Origin of the sequence: Pseudacidovorax sp., assembly GCF_017991995.1 — a bacterium.
In the GTDB taxonomy this organism is placed as follows: domain Bacteria; phylum Pseudomonadota; class Gammaproteobacteria; order Burkholderiales; family Burkholderiaceae_C; genus Xenophilus.
Window position 1 is genome coordinate 277,458 of sequence record NZ_JAGOPN010000004.1, and the last position, 15,625, is coordinate 293,082.

The 15,625-nt window shown below is 65.9% G+C and carries 22 protein-coding genes and 1 tRNA gene; 22 read left to right on the forward strand and 1 reads right to left on the reverse strand.

The annotated features are described in order from the left end of the window. Position 1 precedes the first annotated feature (1 nt). The 22 genes from recG (at position 2) to KBC94_RS07695 (ending at position 13,974) form a co-directional block, all read left to right on the forward strand. Entirely contained in the window at positions 2-2,128 is a 2,127-nt protein-coding gene (gene recG / locus KBC94_RS07590; RefSeq protein WP_294368153.1) for an ATP-dependent DNA helicase RecG, read from the forward strand. Positions 2,129-2,189: 61 nt separating this feature from the next. Next, positions 2,190-3,155, forward strand: coding sequence for a LysR substrate-binding domain-containing protein (locus KBC94_RS07595; RefSeq protein ID WP_114801399.1), 966 nt, complete (start codon positions 2,190-2,192; stop codon positions 3,153-3,155). 149 nt (positions 3,156-3,304) lie between these two features. Then, positions 3,305-3,910 carry a DNA starvation/stationary phase protection protein gene (locus tag KBC94_RS07600; protein WP_255697234.1) on the forward strand — a complete coding sequence of 202 codons (606 nt, stop codon included), beginning with the start codon at positions 3,305-3,307 and terminating at the stop codon, positions 3,908-3,910. Continuing rightward, a complete protein-coding gene (ubiA, locus tag KBC94_RS07605; RefSeq protein WP_294368162.1) occupies positions 3,907-4,800 on the forward strand; it encodes a 4-hydroxybenzoate octaprenyltransferase in 894 nt (297 codons plus the stop codon). Before KBC94_RS07600 ends, ubiA begins: the two co-directional genes overlap by 4 nt. 250 nt (positions 4,801-5,050) lie before the next feature. Beyond that, the gene (gene rplN, locus KBC94_RS07610) at positions 5,051-5,419 is read left to right on the forward strand and encodes a 50S ribosomal protein L14 (RefSeq protein ID WP_017760917.1); all 369 of its coding nucleotides are present in this window, start codon (positions 5,051-5,053) and stop codon (positions 5,417-5,419) included. A gap of 13 nt (positions 5,420-5,432) precedes the next feature. Next, positions 5,433-5,750 carry a 50S ribosomal protein L24 gene (gene rplX / locus KBC94_RS07615; RefSeq protein ID WP_017760916.1) on the forward strand — a complete coding sequence of 106 codons (318 nt, stop codon included), beginning with the start codon at positions 5,433-5,435 and terminating at the stop codon, positions 5,748-5,750. An 8-nt stretch (positions 5,751-5,758) separates the two neighbouring features. Then, on the forward strand, positions 5,759-6,298 hold the full coding sequence (gene rplE / locus KBC94_RS07620) for a 50S ribosomal protein L5 (RefSeq protein ID WP_234193092.1): 540 nt from the start codon (positions 5,759-5,761) through the stop codon (positions 6,296-6,298). Between the two features lie 10 nt (positions 6,299-6,308). Then, complete coding sequence (rpsN, locus tag KBC94_RS07625; protein ID WP_043117682.1) at positions 6,309-6,614, forward strand: 30S ribosomal protein S14; 306 nt, start codon at positions 6,309-6,311, stop codon at positions 6,612-6,614. 20 nt (positions 6,615-6,634) lie between these two features. After that, positions 6,635-7,030 carry a 30S ribosomal protein S8 gene (gene rpsH / locus KBC94_RS07630; RefSeq protein WP_017760913.1) on the forward strand — a complete coding sequence of 132 codons (396 nt, stop codon included), beginning with the start codon at positions 6,635-6,637 and terminating at the stop codon, positions 7,028-7,030. Between the two features lie 17 nt (positions 7,031-7,047). Beyond that, positions 7,048-7,581 carry a 50S ribosomal protein L6 gene (gene rplF / locus KBC94_RS07635; RefSeq protein ID WP_234193091.1) on the forward strand — a complete coding sequence of 178 codons (534 nt, stop codon included), beginning with the start codon at positions 7,048-7,050 and terminating at the stop codon, positions 7,579-7,581. A gap of 11 nt (positions 7,582-7,592) precedes the next feature. Beyond that, positions 7,593-7,958: a 50S ribosomal protein L18 gene (gene rplR, locus KBC94_RS07640; RefSeq protein WP_043117689.1), complete on the forward strand. Its 366-nt coding sequence runs from the start codon at positions 7,593-7,595 to the stop codon at positions 7,956-7,958. 26 nt (positions 7,959-7,984) lie between these two features. Further along, the gene (rpsE, locus tag KBC94_RS07645; protein WP_017760910.1) at positions 7,985-8,503 is read left to right on the forward strand and encodes a 30S ribosomal protein S5; all 519 of its coding nucleotides are present in this window, start codon (positions 7,985-7,987) and stop codon (positions 8,501-8,503) included. A gap of 14 nt (positions 8,504-8,517) precedes the next feature. Next, positions 8,518-8,703 (forward strand): 50S ribosomal protein L30, encoded by a 186-nt coding sequence (gene rpmD / locus KBC94_RS07650; RefSeq protein WP_017760909.1) that lies wholly within the window; start codon positions 8,518-8,520, stop codon positions 8,701-8,703. A gap of 1 nt (position 8,704) precedes the next feature. After that, entirely contained in the window at positions 8,705-9,136 is a 432-nt protein-coding gene (gene rplO, locus KBC94_RS07655) for a 50S ribosomal protein L15 (RefSeq protein ID WP_017760908.1), read from the forward strand. 26 nt (positions 9,137-9,162) lie between these two features. Continuing rightward, positions 9,163-10,482 (forward strand): preprotein translocase subunit SecY, encoded by a 1,320-nt coding sequence (gene secY / locus KBC94_RS07660; RefSeq protein ID WP_017760907.1) that lies wholly within the window; start codon positions 9,163-9,165, stop codon positions 10,480-10,482. A gap of 98 nt (positions 10,483-10,580) precedes the next feature. Next, positions 10,581-10,694: a 50S ribosomal protein L36 gene (gene rpmJ, locus KBC94_RS07665; RefSeq protein WP_017760906.1), complete on the forward strand. Its 114-nt coding sequence runs from the start codon at positions 10,581-10,583 to the stop codon at positions 10,692-10,694. A 23-nt stretch (positions 10,695-10,717) separates the two neighbouring features. Then, on the forward strand, positions 10,718-11,083 hold the full coding sequence (gene rpsM, locus KBC94_RS07670; RefSeq protein ID WP_017760905.1) for a 30S ribosomal protein S13: 366 nt from the start codon (positions 10,718-10,720) through the stop codon (positions 11,081-11,083). A gap of 12 nt (positions 11,084-11,095) precedes the next feature. After that, positions 11,096-11,500 carry a 30S ribosomal protein S11 gene (gene rpsK, locus KBC94_RS07675; protein ID WP_017760904.1) on the forward strand — a complete coding sequence of 135 codons (405 nt, stop codon included), beginning with the start codon at positions 11,096-11,098 and terminating at the stop codon, positions 11,498-11,500. A 143-nt stretch (positions 11,501-11,643) separates the two neighbouring features. Continuing rightward, a complete protein-coding gene (gene rpsD / locus KBC94_RS07680; protein WP_017758444.1) occupies positions 11,644-12,267 on the forward strand; it encodes a 30S ribosomal protein S4 in 624 nt (207 codons plus the stop codon). Between the two features lie 140 nt (positions 12,268-12,407). Beyond that, positions 12,408-13,400, forward strand: coding sequence for a DNA-directed RNA polymerase subunit alpha (gene rpoA, locus KBC94_RS07685; RefSeq protein ID WP_017758445.1), 993 nt, complete (start codon positions 12,408-12,410; stop codon positions 13,398-13,400). Positions 13,401-13,479: 79 nt separating this feature from the next. Continuing rightward, positions 13,480-13,878 (forward strand): 50S ribosomal protein L17, encoded by a 399-nt coding sequence (gene rplQ / locus KBC94_RS07690; protein ID WP_294368205.1) that lies wholly within the window; start codon positions 13,480-13,482, stop codon positions 13,876-13,878. A 19-nt stretch (positions 13,879-13,897) separates the two neighbouring features. Continuing rightward, positions 13,898-13,974 (forward strand) — tRNA-Met (locus KBC94_RS07695). On the opposite strand, the gene KBC94_RS07700 is transcribed toward KBC94_RS07695, so the two are convergent. Continuing rightward, the gene (locus KBC94_RS07700) at positions 13,931-15,514 is read right to left on the reverse strand and encodes a recombinase family protein (RefSeq protein ID WP_294368414.1); all 1,584 of its coding nucleotides are present in this window, start codon (positions 15,512-15,514) and stop codon (positions 13,931-13,933) included. The two genes, KBC94_RS07695 and KBC94_RS07700, sit on opposite strands and share 44 nt — an antisense overlap. Between the last annotated feature and the right edge of the window lie 111 nt (positions 15,515-15,625).

Below are 15,625 nucleotides of genomic sequence, written 5' to 3' on the forward strand. Positions count from 1 at the left end.
CATGTCCGCGCGCCCCCTCGCTTCGCCTGCCCCTGCGCCCAGCGCCCCCCGCGCGCCCGGCAGCGGCGAAAGCCAGGTGCAGCGCGCGCTGAAAAAACTGGGTCTGGTGCGCGACATCGACTTTGCGCTCTACCTGCCGCTGCGCTACGAGGACGAGACCCGCATCGTGCAACTGGCCCATGTGCGCGACGGCGAGCATGCGCAGGTCGAGGGCACGATCGTGGACAGCGAAATCGTGTTCCGCCCCCGCCGCCAGCTCATCGTCACGCTGGACGACGGCAGCGACACCTGCCAGCTGCGCTTCTTCAACTTCTACCCCTCGCAGCAGAAGCAACTCGCGCCCGGCAGCCGGGTGCGGGCGCGTGGCGAGGTGCGCGGCGGATTCGTGGGCCGCACCATGCTGCACCCGGTCATCAAGGCGGCCGGCACGGCGCTGCCGCTGGCGCTGACGCCCGTCTATGCCACGACTGCGGGCCTCGCTCAGCCCGTGCTCCGCCGCGCCGTGCAGGCCGGTCTGGCGCGGGCGCCGTTGGAGGAGTTGATCCCCCCCGAGTTGCTGCCCCACAACGCCTGGACGCTGCGCGCCGCGCTCGAATTCCTGCACCACCCGACGCCCGACGTGGCCCTGGCCGCGCTGGAGGACCGCAGCCATCCCGCCTGGCAGCGGCTGAAGGCGGACGAGTTGCTGGCCCAGCAGCTCTCTCAGCTGGAGGCCCGCCGCGCCCGCGAGGCCCAGCGCGCGCCCGTGCTGCGCGCGGGCACCGGCGAAGGCAGTCTGCATGCCCGCCTGCTGGCGGCGCTGCCCTTCTCGCCCACCGGCGCCCAGGCGCGCGCCGACCGCGAGATCGCCGCCGACCTGGCCCACCGCCAGCCCATGCACCGGCTGCTGCAGGGCGACGTGGGCTCGGGCAAGACGCTGGTCGCCGCATTGGCCGCGGCCCGCTGCATCGACGCCGGCTTCCAGTGCGCCCTGATGGCGCCCACCGAGATCCTGGCCTCGCAGCATTTCGGCAAGCTGGTCGGCTGGCTCGATCCGCTGCTGGCCGCCCAGGGCCGCCGCGTGGCCTGGCTGACCGGCAGCCAGAAGAAGCGCGAGCGCGACGCCATGGCGGCGGCGGTCGAAAGCGGCGAGGCCGCGCTGGTGGTGGGCACGCATGCGGTCATCTCGGAGAAGGTGCGCTTCCAGCGGCTGGCGCTGGCCATCGTGGACGAGCAGCACCGCTTCGGCGTGGCCCAGCGCCTGGCGCTGCGCGGCAAGGCTTCGGAAGGCAACGACGGCATGCAGGCGCTGGAGCCCCACCTGCTGATGATGAGCGCCACGCCCATCCCGCGCACCCTGGCCATGAGCTACTACGCCGACCTGGACGTCTCCACGCTCGACGAGCTGCCGCCGGGCCGCACGCCGGTCGTCACCAAGCTGCTGGCCGAGCACCGGCGCGACGAGGTCATCGCCCGCATCCACGGCCAGATCCAGCAGGGCCGGCAGGTCTACTGGGTCTGCCCGCTGATCGAGGAAAGCGAGGCGGTGGACCTGCGCAACGCCACCGCCACCCGCGACGAACTGGCCGACGCCCTGGGCGAGACGGTGCGCGTCGGCCTGCTGCATTCGCGCATGCCCACCGCCGAGAAGCAGGCCGTGATGGCCGACTTCAGCGCCGGCACGCTGCAGGTGCTGGTCAGCACCACGGTCATCGAGGTGGGCGTGGACGTGCCCAACGCCTCGCTGATGGTGATCGAGCATTCCGAGCGCTTCGGGCTGTCGCAGCTGCACCAGCTGCGCGGCCGCGTGGGGCGCGGCGCGGCGGCCTCGGCCTGCGTGCTGCTCTACGCGCCCGGCGACAGCGGCCGCGTGGGGCAGGCGGCCAAGGCCCGGCTCACCGCCATGGTCGAGACGGCGGACGGCTTCGAGATCGCTCGGCGCGACCTGGAGATCCGCGGCCCCGGCGAATTCCTGGGTGCGCGCCAGTCCGGCGCGCCGCTGCTGCGCTTCGCCGACCTGGGCACGGACCAGCGCCTGCTCGAATGGGCGCGCGACCTGGCGCCCCAACTGCTGGACCGCCATCCGGACCAGGCCCACCGGCATGTGGACCGGTGGCTGGGGACGAGGGCGGAGTTCCTGAAGGCCTGAAGGGCTGCCTGTCGGCAGGGCTTCGCCCGCCCGGGACCGGCGCGCATAATTGACGCAAGCTATGACCCTGACCGAACTCAAATACATCGTCGCGGTGGCGCGCGAGCGGCATTTCGGCAAGGCGGCCGAGGCCTGTTACGTCTCCCAGCCCACCCTGTCGGTGGCGATCAAGAAGCTGGAGGACGAACTCGAAGTCAAGCTCTTCGAGCGCAGCGCCGGCGAGGTGACGGTCACGCCGCTGGGCGAGCAGATCGTGCAGCAGGCCCAGTCGGTGCTCGACCAGGCCGCCACCATCAAGGAAATCGCCAAGCGCGGCAAGGATCCGCTGGCCGGCCCACTGAACCTGGGCGTCATCTACACCATCGGCCCCTACCTGCTGCCCGACCTGGTGCGCCAGAACATCGCGCGCACGCCGCAGATGCCGCTGATGCTGCAGGAAAACTTCACCGCCAAGCTGCTGGAGATGCTGCGCGCCGGCGAGATCGACTGCGCCATCATGGCCGAGCCCTTTCCCGACTCCGGCCTGGCCATGGCCCAGCTCTACGACGAGCCTTTCCTGGCCGCCGTGCCGGCCCAGCACCCGCTGGCCAGCCGCGAATGGGTCAGCTCCGACGAGCTCAAGAACGAGACCATGCTGCTGCTGGGCACTGGCCACTGCTTCCGCGACCATGTGCTGGAGGTCTGCCCGGAGTTCGCCCGCTTCTCCAGCAACGCCGAGGGCATTCGCAAGAGCTTCGAAGGCTCCTCGCTGGAGACCATCAAGCACATGGTGGCCGCAGGCATGGGCGTCACATTGGTGCCGCGCCTGTCGGTGCCGCCCGAGGCGCTCAAGCCCCGCAGCAAGGCGCGCAAGGATCTGGAGCCCATCGTTCGCTATGTGCCCGTGCGCGATGGCGAAGGCGGTGCGCCGCCCTCGCGCCGGGTGGTGCTGGCGTGGCGGCGCAGCTTCACCCGCTACGAAGCGATCGCGGCGCTGCGCAACGCGATCTATGCCTGCGAGTTGCCGGGCGTCAAACGTTTGTCCTGACGCGGTGCCGGCCTGCATCGCGGCCGGCTATGTCTTCGATAGAGTGCGGGGTGTTGCCTCCGGCAGGCCCCGGCGCCTAAGGTAGAGGCCTCGCCGCCTCGCTCTCCGAGGTTCACCTCGTTCCCGACCTCCCTCCAAAGGAAACCAGCATGGCCAAGATCCCCAAGTCGCCCAAGAAGGACAAGAACCCCATCGTGGCTGCTGCGCCCGCGGCATCTGCCGGTGCCGTGCCCGACAAGGGCGGTGACCGCGTGGCCCCCGAATCCGGTGGCCGCAACGCGCCCATCATCAACATCGGCATCGACCGCCAGGACCGCGCCGCCATCGCCGAAGGCCTTTCTCGCGTACTGGCCGACACGTACACGCTCTATCTCACGACCCACAACTTCCACTGGAACGTGACCGGGCCGCATTTCAACTCGCTGCATGCCATGTTCATGGCCCAGTACACCGAGTTGTGGAACGCCACCGACGTGATCGCCGAGCGCATCCGTGCCCTGGGCCACTATGCGCCGGGCTCGTATGCCGAGTTCAGCAAGATCGCCACCGTGCCGGATGTGCCGCTGCAGCCGCCGCGTGCCATGGAGATGGTGCGCATCCTGGTCAAGGGCCACGAGACGGTGTCGCGCATCGCGCGCGAGTTCATCCCTGTGGCCGAAGAGGCGGGCGACGATCCGACCGCCGACATGCTCACGGCGCGCTGCACCGTGCACGACCAGACCGCCTGGATGCTGCGTTCGCTCCTGGAAGAGTGAGCGCCAGTGCCACCCAGCCGCCCGCCCGCCGCGGGCGGCTTTCTCTTTATCTGGACCTGATCCGCTGGGACCGGCCCGCGGGCTGGCTGCTGCTTCTCTGGCCGACGCTGGGCGCGCTGTGGTTCGCCGCAGACGGTTTCCCGGGCTGGCACCTCCTGGCCGTCTTCGTGCTCGGCACGATCCTCATGCGCAGCGCCGGCTGCTGCGTCAATGACGTCGCCGACCGCGACTTCGACCGCCACGTCAAGCGCACCGCCCAACGGCCCGTCACCAGCGGCGCCGTGTCGGTCAAGGAGGCGCTGGCTCTTGGCGCTGCCCTGGCGCTGGTCGCCTTCGCCCTGGTGCTGACGACCAACGGGCCGACGGTCGCCTGGTCCTTTGGCGCGTTGGCCATCACGCTGGCCTATCCCTTCGCCAAGCGTTTCGTCTCGCTGCCGCAGGCGGTGCTCGGTGTGGCTTTCAGTGTCGGCATTCCGATGGCCTTCAGCGCGGTGCGCGACGGCGCCGTGTCGGCGACGGCCGCCTGGCTGCTCCTGGGCAACCTGGGCTGGGTCCTGGCCTACGACACCGAGTACGCAATGGTCGACCGTGACGACGATCTGCGCATCGGCATCAAGACTTCCGCGATCACCTTCGGCCGCTTCGATGTGGCGGCGGTGATGGCTTCGTATGCGCTGTTCCTGGCGATCTGGGGCGTGCTGGGCCTGCGTGCCGGGCTGGGCGGAGCATTCGCTCTGGGGATGGCAGCGGCGCTAGGCCAGGCGTTCTGGCATTGGCGACTGATCCGCGACCGCACCCGGGACGGATGCTTCCGGGCCTTCCGCCACAACCACTGGCTGGGCTTCGCCGTCTTCGCCGGCATCGTCGCCGGCTATGCCCTTCGTCCGTGATCCCGCAACACGGGCGTAAGGACGGCGTCAAACCAAGCGCTTGACAGCAATCCGCCTGCAACGCACAATAGCCGGCTTCGCCCTAAAAAGCGAACTCTTTCCGCCCAGACGGACGCGTGCAATCAGCAGAAGCGCCTTACGGCTTTTTTGTGTGCGCCGACGACGGGCCCAAGACTGACCGAACAGGTTTTTCGCGCCGGTGCATTGCCGGACGTCTGGCCTCAACGGTACAAGTTGGGAACTACTAGCAATGATCCAGACTGAATCCCGGCTCGAAGTGGCCGACAACACGGGTGCGAAGTCCGTCCTGTGCATCAAGGTGCTCGGCGGCTCCAAGCGTCGCTACGCCAGCGTCGGCGACGTCATCAAGGTGAGCGTCAAGGAAGCTGCGCCGCGTGGTCGCGTCAAGAAGGGCGAGATCTACAACGCCGTCGTGGTGCGCACCGCCAAGGGCATCCGTCGTGGCGACGGTTCGCTCGTCAAGTTCGACGGCAACGCCGCCGTCCTGCTTAATGCCAAGCTGGAGCCGATCGGCACCCGCATCTTCGGACCCGTGACGCGCGAGCTGCGTACCGAGAAGTTCATGAAGATCGTCTCGCTGGCCCCCGAAGTTCTGTAAGAAGGACAACGCCATGAACAAGATTCGCAAGGGCGACAAGATCATCGTGATCGCCGGCCGCGACAAGGGCAAGCAAGGCACTGTCAGCCTGCGCGCCGGTGAAGAACACGTGGTCGTCGAGGGCGTGAACCTCGTCAAGAAGCACGCCAAGCCGAACCCCATGAAGGGCACGACCGGCGGCATCGTCGAGAAGGCCATGCCCATCCATCAATCCAACGTGGCCATCTTCAATGCCGCGACCGGCAAGGCCGATCGCGTCGGCATCAAGCTGGTGGACGGCAAGCGCGTGCGCGTCTTCAAGTCCAGCGGCGAAGAAATCAAGGCTGCCTGAGGTACACCATGGCCCGTCTGCAACAACACTACCGCGAAAAGATCGCGAAAGAACTGACCGAGAAGTTCGGCTACAAGTCGCCGATGCAGGTCCCCCGCCTGACCAAGATCACGCTGAACATGGGCGTGAGCGAAGCCGTGGCGGACAAGAAGGTCATGGACCACGCCGTTGCCGATCTGACCAAGATCGCCGGCCAGAAGCCCGTCGTGACCAAGGCCAAGAAGGCCATCGCCGGCTTCAAGATCCGCGAAGGCCAGGCCATCGGCTGCATGGTCACCCTGCGCGGCGTGAAGATGTACGAGTTCCTGGACCGTTTCGTCACCGTGGCCCTGCCCCGCGTGCGTGACTTCCGCGGTATCTCCGGCCGGGCCTTCGACGGCCGCGGCAACTACAACATCGGCGTCAAGGAACAGATCATCTTCCCCGAGATCGAGTACGACAAGGTGGATGCGCTGCGTGGTCTGAACATCAGCATCACGACGACCGCCAAGACCGACGAAGAAGCCAAGGCGCTGCTGCAGGGCTTCCGCTTCCCCTTCAAGAACTAAAGGTGACCCTGTGGCAAAAGTTGCTTTGATCCAGCGCGAACTGAAGCGCGACAAGCTGGCCGCCAAGTACGCCAAGAAGTACGATGAACTGAAGGCGACCGCCAACGACGCGAAGAAGAGCGACGAAGAGCGTGCCGCCGCCCGCCTGGCGCTGCAGAAGCTGCCGCGCAACGCGAACCCCACCCGCCAGCGCAACCGTTGCGAAATCACTGGCCGCCCCCGTGGCACCTTCCGCCAGTTCGGTCTGGCCCGTGCCAAGGTCCGCGAACTCGCCTTCGACGGCGAGATCCCCGGCGTCACCAAGGCCAGCTGGTAAGCCAGGCAGGAGCAAGAAACATGAGCATGAGTGATCCCATCGCCGACCTGCTGACGCGCATCCGCAATGCGCAGATGGTCGCGAAGCCCACCGTGTCGGTCCCGTCTTCCAAGGTGAAGATCGCGATCGCACAGGTGCTGAAGGACGAGGGCTATATCGACGGCTTCCAGGTCAAGACGGAAGACGGCAAGACGAACCTCGAGATTTCGCTGAAGTACTACGCCGGTCGTCCGGTGATCGAGCGCATCGAGCGTGTGAGCCGCCCTGGCCTGCGCGTCTATAAGGGTGCCGGCGCGATCCCCAAGGTCCAGAATGGTCTGGGCGTGGCCATCGTCACTACCCCGCAAGGCGTGATGACCGACCGCAAGGCCCGTGCAAACGGCGTCGGCGGCGAAGTGCTGTGCTACGTGGCCTAAGACGGAGGAGCTGAACAATGTCCCGAGTCGGAAAAATGCCGATCACCGTCCCCGCAGGCGTGGACGTGCAGATCAAGGGCGACCAGATCAGCGTCAAGGGCGCTGGTGGCCAACTGTCCATCCCGGCCAACGCGCTGGTGAAGGTGTCGGCCAATGATGGCAAGCTGACCTTCGTGCCCGCCGACGAGTCGCGTGAATCGAACGCGATGAGCGGCACGGTGCGCCAGTTGGTCAACAACATGGTGCTGGGTGTGAGCAAGGGCTTCGAGAAGAAGCTGACGCTTGTGGGCGTGGGCTACAAGGCTGCTGCCCAAGGCACCAAGCTCAACTTGGCCGTGGGCTACTCGCACCCGGTCAACATCGAGATGCCTGCCGGCATCACCGTCGCCACCCCGACCCCCACGGAAATCGTGATCAAGGGTGCCGATCGCCAACGCGTCGGCCAGGTGGCTGCCGAGATCCGCGCGGTCCGCTCTCCCGAGCCCTACAAGGGCAAGGGCATCCGCTATGCGGACGAGAAGATCGTGATCAAGGAAACGAAGAAGAAGTAAGAGGCCGCATGATGTTGACCAAAAAGGAACAGCGCCTGCGCCGCGCCCGCCAGACCCGCATCCGCATTGCCACGCAGGGCGTCGCGCGTCTGATGGTGAACCGCACCAACCTGCACATCTACGCCACCGTCATCTCTGGCGACGGCGCCAAGGTGCTGGCCACGGCCTCCACGGCCGAAGCCGAAGTGCGCGCCTCGCTGGGTGGTGCTGGCAAGGGTGGCAATGCCGCCGCCGCCACCATCATTGGCAAGCGCATCGCCGAGAAGGCCAAGGCCGCCGGCGTCGAGAAGGTGGCCTTCGACCGTGCAGGCTTCGCCTACCACGGCCGTGTCAAGGCTCTCGCCGAAGCCGCCCGCGAGGCCGGCCTGCAGTTCTAAGCGCCCGCGCAGAACAGGAATTCAAGATGGCAAAGATTCAGGCAAGAACGCAGAACGAAGGTCCCGAGGACGGTCTGCGCGAGAAGATGATCGCGATCAACCGCGTCACCAAGGTGGTGAAGGGTGGTCGTATTCTGGGTTTCGCGGCACTCACCGTGGTGGGTGACGGCGACGGTCGCGTCGGCATGGGTAAGGGCAAGTCGAAGGAAGTGCCCGCCGCCGTGCAGAAGGCGATGGAAGAAGCCCGCCGCAACCTCATGAAGGTGTCGATCAAGAATGGCACCCTGCACCATGAAGTGACCGGCCACCATGGCGCCTCCACCGTGATGATGTCCCCGGCTCCCAAGGGTACCGGCATCATCGCCGGCGGCCCGATGCGTGCCGTGTTCGAAGTCATGGGCATCACCGACGTCGTGGCCAAGAGCCATGGCTCGTCGAACCCCTACAACATGGTTCGCGCCACGCTCGACGCGCTGAAGAACTCGACCACCGCCTCGGAAGTCGCTGCCAAGCGCGGCCTGACGGTCGAAGAGATCTTCGCCTGAGCAGGAGAGACGCAATGACGACGCAACAACAGACCGTGAAGGTCCAGCTGGTTCGCAGCCCCATCGGCACGAAGCAGTCGCACCGCGCCACCGTGCGCGGCCTGGGCCTGCGCAAGCTCAACAGCGTGAGCGAGCTGCAGGACACGCCCGCCGTGCGCGGCATGATCAACAAGATCGCCTACCTGGTGAAGGTGCTCTGACATGGAACTCAACAGCATCAAGCCCGCAGCGGGCGCGAAGCACGCCAAGCGCCGTGTGGGCCGTGGCATCGGCTCTGGCCTTGGCAAGACCGCAGGTCGTGGCCACAAGGGCCAGAAGTCGCGTGCCGGTGGCTTCCACAAGGTCGGTTTCGAAGGCGGCCAGATGCCGCTGCAGCGCCGCCTGCCCAAGCGTGGCTTCAAGTCGGCTTCGCTGAAGTTCAACGCCGAGGTCACCCTCGCCGCGCTGGAGCAGCTGGGCCTGGCCGAAGTCGATGTCCTGGCACTGAAGCAAGCCGGCCTGGTGGGTCAGCTGGCCAAGGTGGTGAAGGTCATCAAGGCTGGTGAACTGACGAAGGCCGTCAAGCTGACGGGTGTCGGTGCGACCGCGGGTGCCAAGGCCGCCATCGAGGCTGCCGGCGGCTCCGTCGCCTGATCCAGACGCGAAAGCAAGGCAGCACAGTGGCAACCAACGCGGCAACGCTCGCGAAGACCGGCAAGTTCGGCGACCTGCGTCGCCGGCTGGTCTTTCTGCTGCTCGCCCTCGTGGTGTACCGTATCGGCGCGCACATCCCCGTTCCCGGCATCAACCCGGACCAGCTGGCTCAGCTGTTCCAGGGTCAGCAGGGCGGCATCCTGAGCCTGTTCAACATGTTCTCGGGTGGTGCGCTGTCGCGCTTCACGGTCTTCGCGCTGGGGATCATGCCGTACATCTCGGCATCGATCATCATGCAGCTGATGACCTATGTCCTTCCCTCCTTCGAGCAATTGAAGAAGGAAGGCGAGGCCGGCCGCCGCAAGATCACGCAGTACACCCGTTATGGCGCGCTGGGTTTGGCTCTTTTCCAGTCTTTCAGCATCGCTGTGGCGCTGGAGGCGTCTCCCGGCCTGGTGGTGGCACCTGGTTTCGGCTTCCGGTTCACCGCGATGGTGAGCCTGACGGCCGGTTCCATGTTCCTCATGTGGCTGGGTGAGCAGATCACGGAGCGGGGCCTGGGCAACGGCATCTCGATCATCATCTTCGCCGGTATCGCTGCGGGCTTGCCCAATGCGATCGGCGGGTTGCTGGAGCTGGTGCGTACCGGCGCCATGAGCGTGATCGTGGCCCTGTTCATCGTGGCGTTGGTCGTGCTGGTCACCTACTTCGTGGTGTTCGTCGAACGCGGACAGCGCAAGATCCTGGTGAACTATGCGCGCCGTCAGGTGGGCAACAAGGTCTATGGTGGACAGGCTTCGCACCTGCCGCTGAAGCTGAATATGGCTGGCGTGATCCCCCCGATCTTCGCCTCGTCCATCATCCTGCTGCCCGCAACGGTGGTGGGTTGGTTCAGCACTGGCGACAGCATGCGCTGGCTCAAGGACATCGCTTCTGCGCTGGCCCCGGGACAGCCGATCTACACGCTGCTGTACGCAGCAGCGATCGTGTTCTTCTGCTTCTTCTACACGGCGCTCGTGTTCAACAGCCGCGAGACCGCCGACAACCTGAAGAAGAGCGGTGCGTTCATCCCCGGGATCCGTCCTGGTGACCAGACCGCCCGCTACATCGACAAGATCTTGCTGCGTCTGACGCTGGCTGGCGCGGTGTACATCACCTTCGTCTGCCTGCTGCCGGAGTTCCTGATCCTGAAGTACAACGTGCCGTTCTATTTCGGCGGTACCTCGTTGCTGATCCTGGTGGTCGTGACGATGGACTTCATGGCCCAGGTGCAGAACTACCTGATGTCGCAGCAGTACGAATCGCTGCTCAAGAAGGCCAACTTCAAGACGACGTTGGGTGGTTGAACGCAAGGTCGAGTGAACGCCCTGCCGCGACGAGCCGGGCACGCACATCGTGTTTCGGGCGTCCTAGGGTCGCCACAGTAAGAGTTAGGAGAAATGAAATGAGAGTTTCGGCATCGGTCAAGCCCATCTGCCGCAATTGCAAGGTCATCCGCCGCAAGGGTGTGGTGCGCGTGATCTGCACCGACCCGCGCCACAAGCAGCGCCAGGGTTGATTCGAGAGTTCTAGAGGACGCACATGGCACGTATTGCTGGCATCAACATCCCGCCGCACAAGCACGCCGAGATCGGCCTGACGGCAATCTTCGGCATCGGCCGTACCCGCGCTCGCAAGATCTGCGAAGCCTGCGGCATCGACTACGCCAAGAAGATCAAGGACCTGACGGACGCCGATCTCGAAAAGATCCGCGACCAGATCGCCCAATTCACGATCGAGGGTGACCTGCGTCGTGAAACCACGATGAACATCAAGCGCCTGATGGACATCGGCTGCTACCGCGGCTTCCGCCATCGTCGCGGTCTGCCGATGCGTGGTCAGCGCACGCGCACCAACGCCCGTACCCGCAAGGGTCCGCGCAAGGCTGCCCAGGCCCTGAAGAAGTAAAGAGAGAACAGCATGGCTAAAGCTCCTGCCAACAACGCCGCACAGCGTGTGCGCAAGAAGGTCCGCAAGAACGTTGCGGACGGCATTGCGCACGTGCATGCGTCGTTCAACAACACGATCATCACCATTACCGACCGCCAGGGCAACGCGCTGTCCTGGGCTTCCTCGGGTGGCCAAGGCTTCAAGGGTTCGCGCAAGTCGACGCCCTTCGCTGCCCAGGTGGCTTCCGAAGTGGCCGGCCGCGCCGCTGTCGAGCAAGGCATCAAGAACCTGGACGTCGAGATCAAGGGCCCCGGCCCGGGTCGCGAATCCTCGGTGCGCGCACTGGCTGCGTTGGGCATCCGCATCACGTCGATCTCCGACGTGACCCCGGTGCCCCACAACGGCTGCCGTCCCCAGAAGCGTCGTCGCATCTGAGGTGAGGCCGCCTGCGCAGTCCGCCTCCGGGCGGTCTGCGCGTTTTTGCGTTCTCGCTTTTCACAAGCCCACCGCCATCGACCGAAACGACTGATGGCTCCCGCGGCAGCAATGCTCGCGGCAGAAACCACAAGGAAAATACCGTGGCACGTTACCTCGGCCCCAAGGCCAAACTCTCCCGCCGTGAAGGCACCGACCTGTTCCTGAAGAGTGCCCGCCGCTCCATCGCGGACAAGGCCAAGTTCGACTCCAAGCCCGGCCAGCACGGCCGTACCTCGGGTCAGCGCACCTCCGACTTCGGTCTGCAACTGCGCGAGAAACAGAAGGTCAAGCGCATGTATGGCGTGCTGGAAAAGCAATTCCGCCGCTACTTCGCCGAAGCCGATCGCCGCAAGGGCAACACCGGCGCCAACTTGCTGTCGCTGCTCGAGTGCCGTCTGGACAACGTCGTCTATCGCATGGGCTTCGGTTCGACCCGTGCCGAAGCGCGCCAGTTGGTGTCGCACAAGGCGATCACGGTGAACGGCCAGTCGGTCAACATCCCGTCCTACCTGGTGAAGGCCGGTGACGTCGTGGCCGTTCGCGAGAAGTCCAAGAAGCAGGCCCGCATCATCGAGGCGCTGCAACTGGCCCAGCAGGTCGGCATTCCGGGCTGGGTCGAAGTGAGCATCGACAAGGCCGAAGGCACCTTCAAGAAGGCCCCGGACCGTGACGAATTCGGCGCTGACATCAACGAATCGCTGATCGTCGAACTCTACTCGCGTTAAAGCGAGACCCAGAGGCGACCGGTGGCGCTGCCGCGCAGCGCCACCCTTGAATGTTTTTGTACCCCCTCGAAGGCATTCGAGGCGGGCACTTCACCAGCCTTACCGGTGTAACGAGCCGGGGGTATTGAGAGGAAGTCCGCATGCAAACCACCCTGCTGAAACCCAAGACCATCCAGGTCGAGCAACTGGCTGCCAACAAGGCGAAGGTCACGCTCGAGCCTTTCGAGCGCGGCTATGGCCACACGCTCGGCAACGCGCTGCGCCGCGTTCTGCTGTCGTCGATGGTGGGGTATGCAGCCACGGAAGTGACGATCGCCGGCGTGCTGCACGAGTACTCGTCGATCGACGGCGTCCAGGAAGACGTCGTGAACATCCTGCTCAACCTCAAGGGCGTGGTGTTCAAGCTGCACAACCGCGACGAGGTCACGCTGAGCCTGCGTAAGGAAGGCGAAGGTCCGGTCACGGCCGCCGACATCCAGACGCCGCACGACGTCGAGATCATCAATCCCGAGCATGTCATCGCCCACCTGTCGCAAGGCGGCAAGCTGGACATGCAGATCAAGGTCGAGAAGGGCCGCGGCTACGTGCCCGGCACCATGCGCCGTTATGCGGACGAGCCGACCAAGTCGATCGGCCGCATCGTGCTCGACGCGTCGTTCTCGCCCGTCAAGCGGGTGAGCTACACCGTCGAGAGCGCCCGCGTCGAGCAGCGCACCGACCTGGACAAGCTGCTGGTCGAGATCGAGACCAACGGTGCGATCACCGCCGAAGATGCCGTGCGCGCCTCGGCCAAGATCCTGGTCGAGCAACTGGCCGTCTTCGCGCAGCTGGAAGGCGGCGAGCTGACCGGCATGTTCGAGCAGCCTGCCCAGCGCAGTGCTCAGCAGTTCGACCCGATCCTGCTGCGCCCTGTCGATGAGCTGGAACTGACCGTGCGCTCGGCCAACTGCCTGAAGGCCGAGAACATCTACTACATCGGCGATCTGATCCAGCGCACCGAGAACGAGCTGCTCAAGACCCCGAACCTGGGTCGAAAGTCGCTCAACGAAATCAAGGAAGTCCTCGCTTCGCGCGGTCTGACCCTTGGCATGAAGCTCGAAAGCTGGCCACCGGCCGGCCTCGACAAGCGCTGAGAAGTCCTCGGGCTTCTCGCTCCACGGGGCAGTACCTGATCCGGCTGCCCCGATCAACTAAAGTCAAAAGGAAATCACCATGCGTCACGGCCTCGGTCTTCGCAAACTCAACCGCACCAGCTCGCACCGCCTCGCGATGCTGCGCAACATGTCCAACTCGCTGATCGAGCACGAAGCCATCAAGACGACCGTGCCCAAGGCGAAGGAACTGCGCCGCGTCGTGGAGCCGCTGATCACGCTGGCCAAGAACCCCACCGTCGCCAACAAGCGCCTGGCGTTCGACCGCCTGCGCAACCGCGACAACGTCGTCAAGCTCTTCAACGAACTGGGCCCGCGCTACCAGGCTCGCCCGGGTGGCTACACGCGCATCCTGAAGATGGGCTTCCGTGTTGGCGACAACGCACCCATGGCGCTGGTCGAGCTCGTCGATCGTCCGGAAATTTCTGACGAACAAGACGTGCAAACTTCGCAAGACTGACATATAATCTATTCTTCGACGCGCGATGGAGCAGTCTGGTAGCTCGTTGGGCTCATAACCCAAAGGTCGGAGGTTCAAATCCTCCTCGCGCAACCATCTTTAGAGACCCGCCGGCTGCAGCAAACAAAAGCTGCTCGGCGGGTTCTTTCATTTGGGCCCAGCTCTCGCCCGTCTCTTCGTTGCGGCAGAGGATGATCTCGCCCAGCAGGCCGGCCACCACGGGCCGCGCCTCAGCCACGGTACCGGCCAGCGACTCGCGCAGGTTCATCACCAGCCTGCGATAGGCCGCAGCGATCTGGTCTGCGCTGATCGTCACCTGCGGCGTCTGCTGCAGCGTCGCCTCCAACGTCTTTCGTTCCAGCTCGGCCGCACGCAGGCGCGTGGCCAGGGCTTCGCTCGCCCCCACCGCGACGATGGCGTCGACGATGCGCTTGATCTCTTTGTCCAGCTCCGCGCCGCGCCGGCGTGCATCGGCCTGGGCTCGCTCGTGCCCGCCGTCCAGGTCGGCCATCAGGCGGCGCACGGTGGTCTGCACCTCGGCCATCGCGGCGGGGCTCAGCAGATCCTCGCGCAGCTCGGCCAGCAGGCGGTGGTCCACGTCCTCGCGGCGCCAGGTCGCGCTGTTTGGGCATGCGGTCGGGCCCTTGTCCTTGTGGGCGCTGCAGCCGTAGCGCACCGAACTGATGGCGGTAATGGCGCCGCCGCAGGTCGCGCAGCGCAGCAGGCCGCCGAACAGCGTGGCATGCGGGCGGCCACGGCCCGGCGCGCGCTTGAGCGCGAGCGGCCGCGTGCTGTCCCATAGCGCCTGATCGAGGATGCGCAGCTCGGGCGCCTCGCGCACCATCCACTCGGACGGCGGGCGCGCGACGGCGAGGCGCTTGCCCGTCTCCGGGTCCTTCAGCCACTGCCGGCGGTTCCAGACCACGCGGCCGATGTAGATCTCGTTGTTGAGCAGGCCGTCGCCCATCTTCGGGTTGCCCACCAGCGCGCTCGCGGCCCAGCCGTTACCGCGTGGACTGGGCACGCCGCGCTCGTTGAGCTTGTAGACGATGCTGCGCAGGGTCGCGCCGGCGGCCACCTGCTCATAGATCCAGCGGACGTGCCGGGCCTGCTCTTCGTTGATGACGATGCGGTGGCCGCCTTCCTCTTGCACGCTGGCGTAGCCGTAGGTGCGGCCGCCGGCGGCAAAGCCGCGCTCGAACTGACCCTGCAGGCCGCGGTGGGTCTTCGCGCGCAAGTCGTCGAGGTACAGCTCGTTGACCAGGCCGCGCGCAATTCGCATGACCTTGCGGCCCGAAGCCTGGGTGTCGTAGCCGTCGGCGGTGCCGATGATGCGGATGCCGCGGTGCTCCAGCCGCTTCACCGCGCGCTCCTGCTCGGCCAGGTCGCGCGTGATGCGGTCGAGGCCTTCGACGATCAGCACGTCGAACCGATCAGCAAGCGCGTCGGCGAGCAGGGCCTTGCCGCCCGCGCGCAGGGCGACCGGCGTGCTGCCGCTGATGCCCTCGTCGGCGTGCACCATGGCGATGGCCCAGCCCTCACGCGCGGCGCGCTCGCGGCCGGCGCGCAGCTGGTCGGTGATGCTGTTCTGGCTCTGCTGGTCAGTGCTGTATCGGGCGTACAGGCAGACTCTCATGTCGGGCTTCAATGGTCTGGTGGACGAGCTGCCGGGCGAGTAGCTCGATCAGTTGGGCGCGGAAGTGCGCGCGGTCGGCGCGGGGGCGCATCGTAGGGCTGCCGCGGCCGG